The following is a 14,613-nucleotide window of genomic DNA, read 5'->3' as shown; positions in this document are numbered from 1 at the left end:
ACGCCCCCCTATCCACGGTAACCGGCGTCGCGTTGTAACATAGATTTGATCCTCGCTTCATCCCAGTAACCGATTAAAGATTTAGAGGTCGAAGTTTGTCCCTGCGTTAATTCATAGGCAGCTTTTGTCTGCTCATTTAACTTATCCACCAGGCGCTTGATATCCTCATTTCTGGCTGATAATGCCTCATTTGAAACAGACATATTGGTAAGCTTGGAGGTCACTTGACGGAACATGTTTATAACGAGAGAAGTCGCGGCATATGTACTGATATCCTGAATATATCTATACCCCTCCGTAGCAGAAAGCGTGTTCAGGGTCGGGATGATGTTCGAAAGCCCGATCAGGTTAATCATCCTTGCCTCATCGTCACTTATTGGCTGGTTATTTAGCACCTTGGACTGGACATTGAGTAAGAGCTCTTCCATTGTTTGCTGAAGTCCTTTAAAGCTTCCATCCGTTGTTTCTGTCATAGTAAGGCACTGAGCTTTACGCTCAGTTTTCGGATCAGGTGCAGGGGCACACTTCAACATCTTGATTGCAGTGCCATTTGTTGGTCCGTAGATATAATCCGTTACGTTCATTGTTGGTGGACGGACCTCAGTACCTGATTTCTCACCTTTCATGTCCCAATTAACAATCACTGTACCAACAAGCGACATCAACTGTTCTGCCAGTCGATAACCAGATAATTCAGTGACACCCCCAATGTCTAGCGTACCGTTATCGATGCTCATGAACCCCATATACAGAATGTTTCCGCTGAACTTCTCAATAAATTCTTCTGGGTTTTTGGCTTTCGCCTGACTGGTCATTTTCGAAGGATTACTGGTCTGGGATGCACCGAAATCAGGAATAAGGCCATTAATGGAGTTGAGTACAGATGCCGGGCCACTTCCCACAGAATTTGAAAAAGATTCGGGAGTACCAACATTCTCGGTTAGAAATGAATAAGTTGCGTTACAGCTGTCCTTGGCGAACTTATTCAGTGCCTGAAGTTTGTTCTGGATATCATTAATGGTTGCTGCACAGTCGGCACAAATAGCTGAAATAGCAACATTAAAGGCATAAATAGCCGCACCTTGCGCAATACCTCGGGCAACCTGAACCAGCTGGTCGCCATTGATCATACTGAAGGACCCGAGGAAAACATCGATACCGTTACAACCAACCGAAGCCTTTGGAAAAGACATTGAAACAAGGTTCGTATTCACGTTGACTTGACGATAGGAAAACGATCCTCCAACCGCGCCAACCCGCGTTGCAGTTGTAAAGCTTTGTGGATCAGTTTTTGCTAGCATCCCGTTAAAGATATTGCGCATCGCATTATCTGCGTTAGCATTAAGGCTTATTCCAAAAGTAAGAATAATAGCCTGGAAAAGTAACTTTAGCCGAGGTGCCGAACTTTGTTTACTGACCATAACCACCTCCAGAAATATTGCTACCCGTAATCAAGTGAATAGGATCAGCTGTCGGCATATCGTAGTCTTGGAGTTTCTCATCCATAACTTTCTGAAGCAGATATGGATCTTCATCAAAAGTCTTTTTATCGACGGTAAGCACACCACTGTCACCGATGGTATACTGACGTTTAATATCAAGGGTTAACTGGAACGTAGCATCATCAATGATGTTCATTCCACGAGCAGCGAGAAGAATCGTATTTTTCAGCTCCTCGGCGGAAATCATACCTTCACTGATTCGTTGTGCAGATTTTCCGTCTTTAGAAACCAAATATATTGTTGGGACTTCTCGAATCTTAAATTGCTCAATAAGGGCAGCGTTGGGTACGCTGAAGTTCTGGAAAAGGCCGTTATGGAGAGGCATGCCATCCAAGCTAATTGGAAGAATATCTACTGAGTAATATTTTTCCATAAATGAAAGGATCTGGCTTTCTTCATGGCAGAACTGACAGGTACTCTGGAAAAAGAAAAATAGACCTGATCGTTCAAAGACCGTTTTCATAACCTCTTGCTGGTTTTGTTCTACGACCACACGATGGGAATCCAAAGCTACTTTTTCTACCGGCTGACGGCGCTTTTCAGACATCATAGGATTCTTTAAAAAGTACTCTTTTGATTTATCAGAAAAGCGGGTACTAATATCAAGCATCAGTCGTTGCGCCGTGTAATAGCGAGACAAGTTTTCCATGGTCGGATTATCCATCGCGCTTTTCAGTAAAGACGGCATATTTTCTTTAAGCCACTGAGAATTTAATTCTAGTTTTTGTGTCTCCGCAGGTGTCTCAGAAGGAGGCGGGGTTTGTTGCTGAGCTAATTCCGCCTCTGCCTTCTTTTTGGGATCGTCGTACCAGAAGAACCCTTTCTTAAAAGCCTGTCCTGAAATAAAAGGAGTGCCGTCAATTTTTTGCTGGTCGGTCTGAGCTGATACACCGTATGGCAACACAGTGCTTATCAGTAAAGTGATCGCAGGAAGACTGTTACGCATGTTCATACACTACTCCTGTATTGAGTATGAATATGATGACATAGAGCTCCCGACCTCCCCTGCATTTAAACTGGCTATTTCACAGGAAACCTGAAGCTCAAACTAGAACCGCAGCCAGCAGAAAGGCTCAAAAGAAGGTAAAAGGTTAACAGAACGCCTAAAAAGAGTGTAAATGTACCGATAGATAACCCAAAGCTAATAAATTAATGATGAAGTAAACGTGCAAATGCATTGCCGTTTATTAATCCCATACAACAACCAAGGAAAATATTAATTATGTTAAAGGATGAATAACATGAGACTTTTCAAGGTACAATAAATTTACCTTAAGTGAACTTTTTTCTTATACTTCGGTGTAATCCAGTTCGGAGGAAGAGTATCTCAACAGAGCTGAATTATAAGATGCAGCTCGGCAGCGAGGGCAATGGGTATCATTGGATAAAGGTACAACATAAGGTCTATTACATTTAATGCAACTGTCCAGATCATCAATATCCTTCAGATCAATCAGGACTTCAACAATCTTATTTAGATGAATCATGTACGTATCGTAACCGATAGCAGAAAGAAGTTGCATGAAGCTATTGAAATCCATCTTACGTATGGATACTTCGGAATTCAGAGGATCAAAACCATAATAATTTATAGCTACGTCAACAATTATTGTGGTTACACGTTTGTGCTCTGGTTTTTTTAACCAGCTACGAATCCCTCTTTTCGTCGTTCTAACGTTTTCATATTCAAGCTCTTCTGCAATATTCCTGCCATGAAGTATTCTTATAGTATGCTTACTGGCTCCTTGCTCCCTTGTTTCACTAGCCCGTAATAAAGCCGTAGCTTTATCAGTCGTGTACTTCATCGTAATCCCTCGCGAATAAATTGGAATTCAGGTGTGAAACAATATCCTGTCTGACATTAGTAAACTGAGTGTCATACCTGAGTAGTTCGATCAGTTCATTTTTAACATGGCCTCGCTTAACGTCTGCAAGAACTTCAAATGCCCATGCACTGGCCTTACGAGGTGATGCGGAACTCTCTCCAAAACTATCTGATTTAAAGTTTATTACCCGAGGGAATAATACAGCATTCTTTATGTGCTTCAGTGATGATGCACTCAATTCCTGAATATCCTGTACGATTTCCGGTTTTAAACCAAGATAAAGGCTTATAAATTCTGGAAACAGTCTGGCAACCGAGATCAATTCAATTATATAGTCAAACTGCGCATCAATTATACGCTCGCGAAAATTCAGTAGATGATGCGGACGATAAAGACCTTTCGTACCATTCACTAGGTCAACCTCCTCGCCGTCTTTATACAACGATGAGTGAAACTCCTCCGGATCGCCTTCAGGAAAATTATTTAGATCATATTGTAGAATTGCAGTGAAAAACTTTTCCCAACTCACTTCATTATTACGAAAACGAGGGATAAGTAAACTCCCAAGGCGTCCCCCTGCTTTATGAGCTGTATCAATAGCTATTTTATAGCCGGGTGTAAACAATCTGTGAGTTAAGAGCTGATTACCTGCAATATAACTTACTGAACCTACCATAGGTAGTCCGCTCAAAAGGCGATGATAAGCCCTGATTATTGTAATCTCGCCTTGAAATACGCGGTTGAGTGTCTGCTGTAACACCTGCTGCGAGTTGTTAAGCACAGCCTATCCTCCTCTGGATATAAATTGTCTCGCCTTTAATCATTCAGAGAGTTGCTTCTTATTTAACTTTGCAATGCCCTAAAAACGAATACTAAGTTCATCCAAGTAGTAAGAAAAAAGTTACTTTCGCGTGGGCTTAATCATGTAATACTTTTTTTATCCAGATGTTAGACATTCTTAAGAGCTATGAGCCATTTGAAACAATCCCTTTGTTTCACTTTTAACAAAAAGTGCCATACGAACAAAGTTACCTTGTCGCACTTATATGTAGAAAATGTTACAAGGCAAAGCATTCCTTGTCGCACTTTTATCCCAATAGTGTGATAAGGAACAAATTTTCTTACCACACTTTTCCAACATAAGTGCGATAAAAGAGATTTGTAGAAACCATATATGGACGTCCCATGTGATGCAAGAATTGAATTGATACAGTTTGCAACCATATATTCGGCATTATATTGGACTAATTTGCCCGCGCCATGATGTCATTCGCTCCCTGTTTCCTTATCACTACATAGGTATATCACTACCTTGGTCAAGACTAGGCTATTCAGGGACAGTAGCCGTTTTCTCATCAGTGTTTGCAAACCCGGTAAAGTGTCTGTTGTTTTAGGTCAGTGAATCCGGTTTATACAGGAAAAGATAACCGAACTTTACCGCCTGAGCTGTGTTGCCGTGGAACCAGACCGCACCAGGCGGACAGCCGTCGGCCATTCGAGAATTGTTCCGCATTGACTTCAGCAGCTGCACACCGGGAATGGTAAGCAGGTGTGGATTAAAAAATCAGGCGCACATGTAGTGAAAAATGCCCCCCTTAAATGAACCACTCTTCAGAAGGCGTCATGTACAGTAATCGGAAAAGGGAGAATTATGAAAGAAATACTCATTGAGACACTTAAGACGAGCCGAAAAGAGACGCAGCGTGGAATTGACCGCCTCGTTGAGGAGGCTAACGCCATCTGTAATGAATACTGGAAAATCTTTCAGGCCAAAAATAAAAAGTTCTTACAAGAATCTCAAGGAAGTGGAGGTAAGAATAAAAATCTTGGTCGTTATGCACCAAAGGTTACGGTCGTCGGTGATGGAAAGAAACAAACCATCACTTGGAATGATTATGCTCCACGATTAAAAGGCGTACCGTGCCTACGAATGTCTCTGCGTGTAAGTACAACAAAAAGAGGGGCCTACTCTATTAGCTGCTTTCCAAAACATAAAGACTGGGAGTGGCTTTTAATAAAAGAATTCGAAGGCCGATTAAGCCCTCTACGTGAAACGCTGGAGTGCTTACACGCACACAACGTAACGCTGGCACGTAAAATCCGTAAATACAGTTAAACGCAGGAGTCTATATGTCCGAAGTTGAACAGATCGTTGAAGTTAAAACCCGTACACCGCGATTTCGCGATAGCAGCAAAGATCCAGGTATGATAAGCGTACAGCTTTTACCTGCCACTCTTGTATTTAATAATTATATTCACGCAGGTGACGACCAAATCCTTAAATCACTGACATCGAATAGCACCGCTATTTATAATCTGTTTCGCACGGTCACTACGAATAACGATGTTAATTCCCTGACCAAAATTCAAAACTGGTTCGATACCTTACTTGCCGAACGTAAGAATGTCGCGGACTCAGCCGAACGCGTCATTGAAAGCATTGATAAAAAACCAAAAGATGAATTTTTTCAAATTGCAAATTACACGCCACAATCCTATGCCCCAGTGACAATACTGTATAACCATTACAATACCGGACAACTAATTCAACACATATTCCGTATTAATAAAATCATTGAGCGGCTATATGTTCAGCATCTGTACGGCTTAATTGGAACGCTGGACTATCACAACGCGCATAGCCATTTATTAGCTGATCTCCGTGTCGGTATTGATGCAATCAGTCGCACCCTTAATGTGCGAAACAGAATTAAAGGCAAATATCAAGCTGAAGAATTTCTCACAAAAATTAAACAGTATAAAAGTATACAGCAATATATTGATGCTGAATTAAAGGCTTCTTAGTAGCAGGGGATCTATGAACTTAACATTCATCTCAAAGCTGCTAGCAGGTATCTTCGGGCGAAGGATCAATATCGATAACTTCTCTGAAGAAAACGAAGTCGCACATCCCACGCATATAAAAAGATTGACGACATTCGATATTCCTCACAAGCCAAACAAGGAAGTGCTGAAGTTCATAGAGTGCCCCTCCCGCCCTCGAGGGATATCTGTATTCAATGAACTGGCAATACTGTCTATTTATAGGGATAAGCTGCAACAGATTCAGATGAGATTGTCATTGCCAGATAATCTTAATGACCCGGATTCGTTTACATTTACTAATCTTGTGATCCGTCCAATGGTTGAACTCATTCGCTGGACCCACTTATTGCCAGCTTCTGAGAATCATCATCACAATGGCATTGGAGGACTTTTCTCTCATAGTCTGGATGTCGGTTTAATGGCTCTTATTAATGCCTATGAAACTGAACTTTCCCCAATAGGATATCAAGATGAAGAGGTCGACCGGAAAAAAAGATATTTATATGCAGCCTTCATTTGTGGCTTAGTCCATGATGTCGGAAAAGTTTTTGACGTTGACGTTATTAATATAAGTGATCAAAACAGAACAACATGGAATCCCTTATTACAAAGCCTTATGGACTGGGCGAAATATGAGAGTGTTGAGAACTATGAGGTATTATGGCGTAGCAGGGAAGCCAACCAACATGTTGTCCGCTCAGGTATTTTTCTTGAAAGGATACTCAACAGCACCTGTTTGAATTATCTTAGCTCTGTCAGCCGAGAGCAAATATATGATCGCATGTTGTTCACATTAATTAATTATAATCGAGCCAATGACTTTCTATCTAATTGTGTTCGCAAAGCTGATTACTTCTCAACAGGGACTGATCTCAACCTGATTCGCAACCCAATTCTCGGTATACGATCAACTGATGCAGCTACCCGTGCTTTAAGCGCGATTAGAGAAAACTTCCGCGAACTTGGCATTAATAATTACAACAACAATAAAGCGATGCATATCATACTTATTAGCGGTGAGGTTTATCTAAACGAAACAGCATTCATTGACTTTGCACTCAAAGAGTTTCAGAAGATTGATTTCAACTTTCCCTCAGGGAATATCGGTAGCACTGCATTGGTTGACGCACTGATTCGGCGTGGCTATGTGGAACCGTACAGCGAATCCAGAGTTGTTCATTTCTTCATGCCTGGTAATTTTCATGAAGGTGATATCAAGGACCTGTTTAAACAAGGTATTGCCAATACCCAATGGTACAATCTATTAAAGCTTAAATGGGTGGGTTTACTTTTCGACTCCTACATTATTCCAGATTCTGTACCAGGCATTTTCTCTGTTAATGAGAACAGAGATTTCTTACTGGTCGACGATTCCGGTAATCGGACTGAATTCCTGCGATCTATACCCAAACGTGAAGCAGTTATCAAAGTTAGCGAGACCGTCGATAAGCAAATTGCTGGTTCAAATAAAGACCCCGAAGATACACAAAGCCCTATTACAGTGCAAACCACTAGCAATATTGCCCCAGAGAACGATGACCCGACTCTTATTTCTGGCAATAGGGAACTGCTTAAAAAATTGGAGAAGTTGTTAACGTCCGGGAAATTACCAGATGGCGGGTTATATGTTGCTGACGGTATCCCTTATGTCTCAGTATCCTGTCTCAAGTCCCTGTTGCCAGACCTTGAAGAAAACATGCCTGCAAGCACTGAGCTATTTGATACAACGGACAGAGATGGCTCACTTGAGACAGAGTGGGTTGTACCAGACGAGAGTGGGAACCGACTGAGCGCCCTTGGTACCAAGTCCGCTGGCTATCAGCTAACTGCAACAGTGAATATCCAGGAAACAACTATTCAGTCACTATTGGACAGTCCGCTATATAACACGATCCCTGTCGAGTCCTCAGATGGAGATTACGCAAAAGATACTGTTATCAGGGAAAGTCTGCCTCTTCCTTATGAGCATTACTCAACTGAAATGCCTTCTCTCAAGATCTCAATCCCGGAGGGTATTCTTAATAATACCCCTCCAGTTGATGATGAATATTATCAGCATGCCCAAAATAACTTTGATACCGAACAGTACCATGCTGACTTCATGACCTTGTTTGGCCCGATAAATACATCACCCGTAACTTCTCCTGACAGAGCATCCCGGACTGAAGGCAGAAATAAGGACTCGTCTGGACCACATCCTGCTTTGCCTATTAAGTCAAAAACAAATAAGCCAGTTAAGAGTGAAAGTTACACAATTGAGTTGTTGACCGAAGTTAACACCGCAACTCCAGAGCATTATTCCACTATTGCTAATGCAATTAATACCATAAACGAGTTAATCGGCGCTCAAAATAAAGGAGCCAAGTTCCCTGATAATTACCTTTTCATCGTGGATGACCGTCTATTCATTGCCAAATCTCTTTTTCAAAAGTTGCAGTTCCCTAACTCCTTCAATAAGAATGAGTTTAACCAAACCTTGCAGCAACTATCGATATATACCTTATCCAAAGGCAATTACAAAGCCAAATGCTACGCTATCAACATCCATGATCTTTTGCAGGCTGGCGAAGCAAATAACATCAATCTATCACCTATTCTTGCTCAATTACGTTAGGGAACAAATATGGCACTGCCAAAACGTACAAATCTACATGCCCAGGAAAACCTGTACAGGCCGGTACTGGAATTTCGAAGTGCAGCTATTTTGTTGTTTGCCGGTACATACACCCTTTTCTACGGGTATAGCGCTGATGGTATGAACATAGCCCCCATTGTTCTATTCATCACTGGTCTGATATTTCTTCTAGCTATCTACCGGATAATTAGTGCTATCCCCTATTTTCGTGCCCACTGGCGGATTTTCCAGCGAGAATTTCAGTTCGTTGCACTGGAAGAGCTAAGAGATATTAATCACTGCGAATTGTTTTCTGATGAAAGAAAATACAGAGCACTTGAGGCAAAAGCTCAGGCAAAGAATAAAAGCCTCCCGGGGCGTAAAACATACCTATGCGACGGATATGAATGGGGTCCGGAACACGCCGAACGCGCCTATCAGGTTAATAACCTGTCCAGTAACAAACAGGAAATAGCCCTTCCGTTTCCACTGAGGCCAATTACCCGTCATTTTGATGCACTGGCCCGTAAAATGGGTGGAAATAATGCCATTTTTGGTGTCGATACACGCCTACCACTCTTCGTAACTGAAGATAACTGGTTTGGGCATACATTGATCACCGGCAACGTTGGTACCGGAAAGACGGTTCTGCTTCGCTTGCTCAGCTCCAGCATGCTTCATCTTGGACACGTTGTGGTAGTCATTGACCCTAAAAACGATGCTGACTGGCAAAAAGGCTTGAAAAAAGAATGTGAGGATCTCGGGATTCCCTTCTATCACTTTCACCCAGGTCAGCCATCTCTATCAGTAGCAATCGATGTTTGCCATAACTATGTCAACGATACGGACCTGACAAGTCGTCTGATGAGTCTCATCTCAACTCCAGGTGAGTCTGATCCTTTTGTTCGATATGGAGAAGCTTTAGTATCCTCAATTATTATGGGTACGCGCCTGTCCGGGGAGAAGCCATCTATTCGGTCAATATACCGGAACATGAGTAGTCAAGCTGCTCTCGTAAATATTGCTATTAAGGCAATGGAAAGTGTCTATGCCAAAGTCTACGGGGCCGCGGAATGGATCAACAAAGTTAAATACGAGCCAACCGACAGCGTAGTTGACCGCTTTAAGTATCTGAAAGAATGGTATGACATCCATTTCCTGAATTATCCAAATGAAGAAAGAATCTACGGCTTAACGACGCTAGAAGAATTGAATAAATACGCCACATGGGACCCTTCACACTTTGCGAAGATGACAGCGTCGATTATGCCTCTTTTTAAACGTCTGACTGAAAGTCCGCTTGATGACTTACTCTCTCCCTCGGAGACTGCTAAAAACAACATTAAGGTCATTAACAGTGAGGGGATGTTCAATTCCGGTGGAGTGTTATATATCTCGCTCGACGGCCTTTCAGACCCAGAATCAGCCCGTGCTATTTCTCAGCTGGTCACATCTGATCTGACAGCATGTGCTGGCCGCCGCTATAACGCAGTTGATGGCAATATGTCCAAACACTCGCGGATAAGTTTTTTTATCGACGAATCTCATTCTGCAATCAATACGTCCATGATTAACCTGCTTGCTCAAGGTCGTGCGGCAAAAATTGCTTTGTTTGTCTGTACCCAGACCATTTCTGACTTCATTGCCGCCGCTAATGTTGAAACAGCAAACAGGATCACCGGCCTTTGCAACAACTTTATCAGCCTTCGTGTCAATGACCTTCCTACGCAGACTCTTGTCATCGACAACTTTGGGAAAAGTGCAATTAACACAAATCAAGTGACCTATACGACCGGAACCGGGACGAACGTACCGCATAATAACTTCTCTGGTTCGATATCAGAAAGAAAGTCCACCAGCCTGGAAGAATCCATTCCTAAAGAGCTACTCGGACAGGTACCGAACTTACATATCGTTGCCCGACTTCAGGATGGAAGGAAGATAGTCGGCCAGATACCAATTTCTGTACCAGAAAGTGAAATGCTGCCAGATACAACATTAATGGAAATGCTGTTTAAGCCTGTCAGCAAAGTAACTTTGCGCCGAAACATTGACGTAAAAAAAGTAGAGACGCACAAACGGAGAGCCACCTGATGGATGACGTAATTACACTACAGAGCAAACAATTAAATAGTCATGTCCTGAACATCATAAAGAAATGCCTTTCAAAAATGAAGCAGCAGTTTCTTACTCTCGGGAGCAAATATGCCAGCGATCCTGAAACCTCTGCTCGTCTTACAAATCTCCAACAGAATGTTCATAAGGCGGTAATCAAGTTTGGTAATAAAGGTGATCTTGATTCACTCAACGACATAGCGGTACTGCTCTCCGAACTATTCATGCTTAAAGGGATGACAAGTATTTCGGATTTGTATGGTGATAAGCAACACTACTACTGGTCTGTTGCGTGCGGACCAGTAACTGATTGGCTGAACAGTGTCTCTGACATCAACCCTGCTCAATTCAGGCTTAGCTTTGATGATCATGCTGACCGTGAGCAGTATGTAAAGTCCAACAGCGTTCTTTTGGGCTGGTATCTGCTGCCAAGTTTTATCGACCTTTCGAAATTTCTGCCAACATTCCTTACCATTCCTGAAGAAGTGGTGTACCGAAATATTCGCCGGATAAAGCATCCAAAACAGCAGGATACTGACTATGACCGAATTATCACTATTGAAGACTCGCCTTTCCTAACGGGTTTGAAGAACCGACTGCTCAAGACAATTGACAGCCTCCCGGACCCAGCAGGTCAGTACATTAGTATGTTCAACCGCATCGTTGCCAATGCCGTTTACCCATCTATTCGCATCACAGCTGCAAGACGGTGTGCACAAATATGCCAGCAGGTTATCCGGGAGTTCAGCGATTCGCTTCTAACTCTGCCAGTTTATAAAAACAGCTTTAACGACGCATACCGCTTATGGACACCATGGGATTTTAACTTTGTCGACTTTAGCCGTATTGCTTATAAGCAAACCACCAGCGTTTATCTCCCCGAGCCAGGACAGATTAAGTGGCTTAGTGATGACCACCAGCGAATGGTGTCTTACGCGTTGATCTCCCGCGTCATTCCGCAAAACTATCAGTGGAACCTGGGCGTACTGACAATGTGGAAAAATCATTACCGGACTCCAGAAGAACGTTTGGAGCTGGTGAACGAATGGAGACAATGAACTATGGACAAAAACAGCCAATGTTACATGGTGTTACGTGCGCTCGTTTTTATTGGACTCATTGGTTACCTTCTGTACAGCCTTTTTTTACAGGACTCCCAAGAGCTGCACCAGCAAATCCAGCAAGAAATAGCAGCTAGCAAAGCAATCATTCCATCTGACAGGTGGCAAACTGTTATTGAAAACACCGAAAATACATTCAAGGTTCTCGTCACCAAATACGGCATGATTGAACGGCTGAATTCGGTCTTAATCCCTACAAAAGATGCGAAGCCCAGCCGTGGCATTAATAACATAGCTGAAAAGGCTATGTCATTTAACTACAACGCTGCCAGAAATACCCCCCTGCTGGTTTTCCAATCTATCTATCGCTGGTTCCTCATGCTGGGGTGGTTCTGGGTGTTCTTACCCTTCCTGGCCGCACTGCTTCTTGACGGCATGTATCAATGGAAATTGAAGCGATATGTTTTCGGGAAAGTAACTGTGCAGTTTTACAGAATATGGTTTCGTGCATTTTGGCTCATTACGTTCCTGTCAATCACCTATCTGCTGCTACCCAATTTGTCATTGTTCAACAATATCGCGCAACTATTCCCTCCACTGGCTTTGCTGGTACTGGGAATTTCCCTTAACAGGCTCTGTGCCAATTACCAAAAACTTATGTAGGGTACATTAGATGTCAGAAAAACCAGAAAATCACTCAATCGACAAGCTCACACTATCATTCAATACTCAGGCAAATCGTTTTTATAAAATGTTACGTATCACCGCGACGTCCAAAGCAGTGATGACCACTCTGGCCATCGTCGCTGTCGGATTCTCACTCTATAACATCTACAATAAATATCAGGATGATGAAGGTAAAAGCCCACATATCGCTATTATTAAAATCACTGGTACGATGGGCACTGGAAGCGAAACAGGGGACGGTACAATCATCGCTAGCGCAATACGAAAAGCATACGACAATCCCAATGTTCGGGCAGTACTGATTGAAGCGGAGTCGGGTGGAGGTAACCCTTCTGATGCTATCTCCATCTATCGCCAGTTACATTCCATCCATACACCACAGGATGCTATACAGATTACTGAAAGTGGGAAATCCACCAGCTCAAACTCGCTGGATAAGCAGTATCAGTCCAACAGCACGATCCTCACTGAAGAGTCTGAATACCAGCAAGTCCGAGACAACGTTCTGGCAATTCTGAAAGATGGTAAAGGTACTTTTGCCAAAGAAGATCGGGAGAAATATAAACCGGTTGTCGTGAGCGTGAAGTCCCTATGTGCTTCGGCCTGCTATTACGCAGCAGCTGGGGCAGACGCTATCTATGCAGATGGTAACGCGCTTATCGGCAGTATTGGCGTTAGGATGGATCACTGGGATGTCTCGGAAGTAATGAAGACGGTTGGTGTAAAGAATGAACCTCTTATCGCAGGAGAGTTCAAAGACTCTCTCGATCCCTGGTACCCAATGACCCCGGAAACCAAGGAGTTTATGAAATCGCAACTGCTCGACAAAATGCATGAAACGTTTATCAGTGACGTAGAACTTGGCCGAAAGGGCAAAATCCTGAACCATTCAGACGCCCAACGTCTTGGTCTCTATTCCGGACGGATCTGGTTGACACCAGCTGCTATAGATTACGGGCTGATTGATGGAGAGGTGACAACAACTGAGCTGCGAGAGCGGCTTCAAAAGCTCTACGGTACCGATAAATTTAAAGAATACAACGAGCCCCGTAAGAATCTGCGTTCAGCATTAGGACTGTTTGTTAGCCTGGCTAAAGGAATGGAACAATTTACCAGTCTTGCAGAGCACTATCAGAGCGCATTACCGGTCACCACGACCCCAAAACTGAGGTAACCATGGTTCTACTATAGCCATGGGATTTATGTCATTTAAGAGAAGAACTACGTGGGGTTTACAGCAGACTGTCATAGATAATAAGCTGAGTTAATAACAGATCTGGAGCACTGAGTAAACGACATGGCAAAAGGATACCCTTGAGCTACGTGGTTGCGCTTGCTGTCATAAAGCGATATGACGTTGCGAAAGTTTCACTTGATGCTGCATTTGGAGTTCAGAAAACCATAATGACATTTCCAAATACACCTGAAGATCATGACAAACTGATGGTTATACTGGCTAGCTATCATATTGATTGAGTTGTATAGAATTAACAGGTAGTGATGAGATGCCCGCTGACTATGTTTTGCAGACAATAGGGCTATCATCAATGAATCTGCATTTTTTATAACAGACACATCACCACGGCCTGTTGAAATCATTAGTCCCGGATGAAAAATTACTACTGAAATCATCGTTATACTGATTTTCGTTTCGGAATTGCTCTAACGCTATATCTGCTTGAGTTTTTCCTGGATCTATGGCGTCGCCACCACAACGAACACGCTCGAAAACGTTCATACTGTGTGGCCCTGAATCATGCAGATTTGCCATATGATTCTGGTACACTGCCCTCTCTTTCTGATTCTGACGGACACCTTTTTTTTCTACTTTACGTTTAGAAGCAGGACGACGGAACTTCCATACATAAACAATCACGGCGATAATGAACAAATATTCCATAATAACCTCCTGTTTCTCTATGCTTTCATTTTTAACCGATTATAACTAAACCGTGAGGAAATTGCGCACTAAACCAATGAAA

At 42.7% G+C, this 14,613-nt stretch carries 12 protein-coding genes and 1 pseudogene; 7 read left to right on the top strand and 6 right to left on the bottom strand.

Annotated elements, in window-relative coordinates:
• Positions 1-8: 8 nt before the first annotated feature.
• The 5 genes and pseudogenes from EAE89_RS05515 to EAE89_RS05495 all read right to left on the bottom strand — a co-directional run.
• The gene (locus EAE89_RS05515) at positions 9-1,322 is read right to left on the bottom strand and encodes a conjugal transfer protein TraH (RefSeq protein ID WP_276525716.1); all 1,314 of its coding nucleotides are present in this window, start codon (positions 1,320-1,322) and stop codon (positions 9-11) included.
• Between the two features lie 88 nt (positions 1,323-1,410).
• A complete protein-coding gene (gene traF, locus EAE89_RS05510) occupies positions 1,411-2,454 on the bottom strand; it encodes a conjugal transfer protein TraF (RefSeq protein WP_244866195.1) in 1,044 nt (347 codons plus the stop codon).
• A gap of 337 nt (positions 2,455-2,791) precedes the next feature.
• Complete coding sequence (locus EAE89_RS05505; RefSeq protein ID WP_054477221.1) at positions 2,792-3,307, bottom strand: hypothetical protein; 516 nt, start codon at positions 3,305-3,307, stop codon at positions 2,792-2,794.
• On the bottom strand, positions 3,291-4,109 hold the full coding sequence (locus EAE89_RS05500; protein WP_054477219.1) for a hypothetical protein: 819 nt from the start codon (positions 4,107-4,109) through the stop codon (positions 3,291-3,293). Before EAE89_RS05500 ends, EAE89_RS05505 begins: the two co-directional genes overlap by 17 nt.
• A gap of 643 nt (positions 4,110-4,752) precedes the next feature.
• Positions 4,753-4,839, bottom strand: a pseudogene (locus EAE89_RS05495) (transposase); the annotation flags it as partial.
• Between the two features lie 140 nt (positions 4,840-4,979).
• Between EAE89_RS05495 and mobI the strand changes: the two are divergent.
• The 7 genes from mobI to EAE89_RS05460 are packed head-to-tail and all read left to right on the top strand — an operon-like array spanning position 4,980 to position 13,805.
• Complete coding sequence (gene mobI / locus EAE89_RS05490; protein ID WP_054477217.1) at positions 4,980-5,444, top strand: conjugative transfer protein MobI(A/C); 465 nt, start codon at positions 4,980-4,982, stop codon at positions 5,442-5,444.
• A 14-nt stretch (positions 5,445-5,458) separates the two neighbouring features.
• Entirely contained in the window at positions 5,459-6,133 is a 675-nt protein-coding gene (locus EAE89_RS05485) for a hypothetical protein (protein ID WP_149616966.1), read from the top strand.
• A 13-nt stretch (positions 6,134-6,146) separates the two neighbouring features.
• Positions 6,147-8,768, top strand: coding sequence for a MobH family relaxase (gene mobH, locus EAE89_RS05480; RefSeq protein WP_054477214.1), 2,622 nt, complete (start codon positions 6,147-6,149; stop codon positions 8,766-8,768).
• A 9-nt stretch (positions 8,769-8,777) separates the two neighbouring features.
• Positions 8,778-10,862 (top strand): conjugative transfer system coupling protein TraD, encoded by a 2,085-nt coding sequence (gene traD, locus EAE89_RS05475; protein WP_149616965.1) that lies wholly within the window; start codon positions 8,778-8,780, stop codon positions 10,860-10,862.
• Positions 10,862-11,941, top strand: coding sequence for a hypothetical protein (locus EAE89_RS05470; protein ID WP_149616964.1), 1,080 nt, complete (start codon positions 10,862-10,864; stop codon positions 11,939-11,941). The genes traD and EAE89_RS05470 overlap by 1 nt, the downstream gene beginning before the upstream one ends.
• Before the next feature lie 3 nt (positions 11,942-11,944).
• Complete coding sequence (locus EAE89_RS05465; RefSeq protein WP_054477204.1) at positions 11,945-12,607, top strand: IncC plasmid conjugative DNA transfer DtrJ family protein; 663 nt, start codon at positions 11,945-11,947, stop codon at positions 12,605-12,607.
• A gap of 10 nt (positions 12,608-12,617) precedes the next feature.
• Positions 12,618-13,805, top strand: coding sequence for a S49 family peptidase (locus tag EAE89_RS05460; RefSeq protein WP_054477202.1), 1,188 nt, complete (start codon positions 12,618-12,620; stop codon positions 13,803-13,805).
• Positions 13,806-14,207: 402 nt separating this feature from the next.
• On the opposite strand, the gene EAE89_RS05455 is transcribed toward EAE89_RS05460, so the two are convergent.
• Positions 14,208-14,531: a hypothetical protein gene (locus EAE89_RS05455; protein WP_214085485.1), complete on the bottom strand. Its 324-nt coding sequence runs from the start codon at positions 14,529-14,531 to the stop codon at positions 14,208-14,210.
• Between the last annotated feature and the right edge of the window lie 82 nt (positions 14,532-14,613).

Origin of the sequence: Photorhabdus heterorhabditis (assembly GCF_018448905.1) — a bacterium.
Lineage (GTDB): Bacteria > Pseudomonadota > Gammaproteobacteria > Enterobacterales > Enterobacteriaceae > Photorhabdus > Photorhabdus heterorhabditis.
This window is presented reverse-complemented; position numbering and strand designations above follow the sequence as displayed.

Coding starts and splice junctions, on each gene's coding strand:
- EAE89_RS05470 (WP_149616964.1), top strand. CDS start 10,862: ATGGATGACGTAATTACACTACAGAGCAAACAATTAAATAGTCATGTC.
- EAE89_RS05485 (WP_149616966.1), top strand. CDS start 5,459: ATGTCCGAAGTTGAACAGATCGTTGAAGTTAAAACCCGTACACCGCGA.
- EAE89_RS05465 (WP_054477204.1), top strand. CDS start 11,945: ATGGACAAAAACAGCCAATGTTACATGGTGTTACGTGCGCTCGTTTTT.
- EAE89_RS05460 (WP_054477202.1), top strand. CDS start 12,618: ATGTCAGAAAAACCAGAAAATCACTCAATCGACAAGCTCACACTATCA.
- traF (WP_244866195.1), bottom strand. CDS start 2,454: ATGAACATGCGTAACAGTCTTCCTGCGATCACTTTACTGATAAGCACT.
- mobI (WP_054477217.1), top strand. CDS start 4,980: ATGAAAGAAATACTCATTGAGACACTTAAGACGAGCCGAAAAGAGACG.
- traD (WP_149616965.1), top strand. CDS start 8,778: ATGGCACTGCCAAAACGTACAAATCTACATGCCCAGGAAAACCTGTAC.
- EAE89_RS05455 (WP_214085485.1), bottom strand. CDS start 14,531: ATGGAATATTTGTTCATTATCGCCGTGATTGTTTATGTATGGAAGTTC.
- mobH (WP_054477214.1), top strand. CDS start 6,147: ATGAACTTAACATTCATCTCAAAGCTGCTAGCAGGTATCTTCGGGCGA.
- EAE89_RS05505 (WP_054477221.1), bottom strand. CDS start 3,307: ATGAAGTACACGACTGATAAAGCTACGGCTTTATTACGGGCTAGTGAA.
- EAE89_RS05515 (WP_276525716.1), bottom strand. CDS start 1,322: ATGCGCAATATCTTTAACGGGATGCTAGCAAAAACTGATCCACAAAGC.